Source organism: Pseudomonas sp. RIT623, assembly GCF_004519305.1.
Taxonomy (GTDB): domain Bacteria; phylum Pseudomonadota; class Gammaproteobacteria; order Pseudomonadales; family Pseudomonadaceae; genus Aquipseudomonas.
This window is the reverse complement of record NZ_SOZA01000080.1, coordinates 1-1,485: the sequence shown is the minus strand read 5'-3', so window position 1 is coordinate 1,485 and position 1,485 is coordinate 1. Positions and strand designations below refer to the sequence as shown.

Below are 1,485 nucleotides of genomic sequence, written 5' to 3'. Positions count from 1 at the left end.
TTGCACGACAACTTCTTCGCGCTCGGTGGTCACTCGCTGTTGGCGACCCAGGTGATTTCGCGGGTGCGTCAGGTGCTGCAGCGTGAGGTGGACCTGCGCAGCCTGTTCGAGCACGCGACCCTGGACAAGTTCTGCCAGGTGCTGGACCAGGCCACCGCGCAGCCGCAACCGCCCTTGCTGCCACGTTCGCGAGAACAGGCCTTGCCGTTGTCCTATGCCCAGGAGCGGCAGTGGTTCCTCTGGCAGTTGCAGCCGGACAGCAGCGCCTACCACATCCCGTTGGCCCTGCGACTTGTCGGCCCGCTCGACGTGGCGGCCCTGCAACAGGCCTTCGATGGGCTGTTGGCGCGGCATGAAAACCTGCGCACGCGCTTCATCGAGGAACAGGGGCGGGCTTATCAACGGGTAGAGCCGACCCTGCGCCTGGCGATTGAGCAGGATGCCCTGGCCCTGTCGGGCAGCACGCAACAGCAGGACGAACAACTGCGTGGTTATGTGGAGCGCGAGGTGCAACGCCTGTTCGACCTGCGCGAGGGGCCGCTGCTGCGGGTTCGCCTGGCACGCCTGGCGGCGGACCAGCACTTGTTGGTGGTGACTCAGCACCATATCGTCTCGGACGGTTGGTCGATGCAACTGATGGCGCGCGAGTTGAGCGAGCTGTACGCCGCTAGCCTCGAGGGGCGAGCCGCCAGCCTGGCGCCACTGCCGGTGCAGTATGCCGATTACGCCGCCTGGCAGCGCGACTGGATGGAGGCTGGCGAGCGCGAGCGCCAGTTGGCGTTCTGGGTTGGCGAGCTGGGTGGTGAGCAACCGGTGCTGGAGCTGCCCACCGACCGTTCGCGGCCGGCGCAGCCGAGCTACCGTGGCGCGCGTGTCGTGCTGCCGTTGCCGCACGCGTTGAGCGTGGCGCTCAAACGGCAGGCGCGTGAGCAGGGGGTGACGCTGTTCATGTGGTTGCTGGCCTCGTTCCAGGGCCTGCTGCAGCGCTACAGCGGCCAGGACGATGTACGGGTCGGCGTGCCGATCGCCAACCGCAACCGCCTGGAAACCGAAGGGCTGATCGGTTTCTTCGTCAACACCCAGGTGCTCAAGGCGCGGTTTGACGCCGGCCAGTCGTTCAGCGACTTGCTGCAACAGGTCAAACGCACCGCGCTGCAGGCCCAGGCGCATCAGGACCTGCCGTTCGAGCAACTGGTCGATGCCCTGCGCCCGGAGCGCAGCCTGAGCTACAACCCGTTGTTCCAGGTGATGTTCAACCACCAGGCGCAAGCGCCGGCAAGCGTTGCCGCCGAGGCGGCCGGGCTGCGCCTGGAAGCGCTGGCCAGCGACACTTTCAGTGCCCAGGTCGACCTGAAACTGGACACCTTCGACAGCGACGAGGGGTTGCTGGCTGGTTTCAGCTATGCCACGGACCTGTTCGAGGCCGCCAGTATCGAGCGCCTGGCCCAGCATTGGTTGCGGTTGCTGGAGCAGGTCGTCGCCGAC

1 protein-coding gene is annotated in these 1,485 nt (G+C 66.5%); it reads left to right on the top strand.

Annotation, left to right across the window (positions count from 1 at the left end; genetic code table 11):
- Positions 1 to 1,485 (top strand): condensation domain-containing protein (locus tag E3U47_RS24725; RefSeq protein WP_256660340.1); only part of this gene is annotated, 1,485 nt, incomplete at both ends.